Here is a 255-nt window from a genome sequence, read left to right as displayed (position 1 = left end):
GAAAGCGGGCCTACGGCCAGATCATTCCGCCGCGCGCACCCGATGTCACCCAGATGACCGTCAAGCTGCCGGTCGGTCCGGTTGCCGCCTTCACGCCCTGGAACTTCCCGATCAACCAGGTGGTGCGCAAGCTGTCGGCGGCGCTGACCACCGGATGCTCGATCATCGTCAAGGCGCCCGAGGAAACACCGGCGTCGCCGGCCGAACTCATCCGCTGCTTCGTCGATGCCGGGCTTCCGGCCGGCGTCGTCAACC

1 protein-coding gene is annotated in these 255 nt (G+C 67.5%); it reads left to right on the top strand.

All coding sequences use genetic code 11. From position 1 onward, the window contains the following. On the top strand, positions 1 to 255 hold a 255-nt coding region (locus IB272_RS34675; RefSeq protein ID WP_192445913.1), incomplete at both ends, for an aldehyde dehydrogenase family protein.

The organism is Ensifer sp. ENS08, assembly GCF_014852195.1.
Classification (GTDB): Bacteria; Pseudomonadota; Alphaproteobacteria; order Rhizobiales; family Rhizobiaceae; genus Ensifer; species Ensifer adhaerens.
This window is presented reverse-complemented; position numbering and strand designations above follow the sequence as displayed.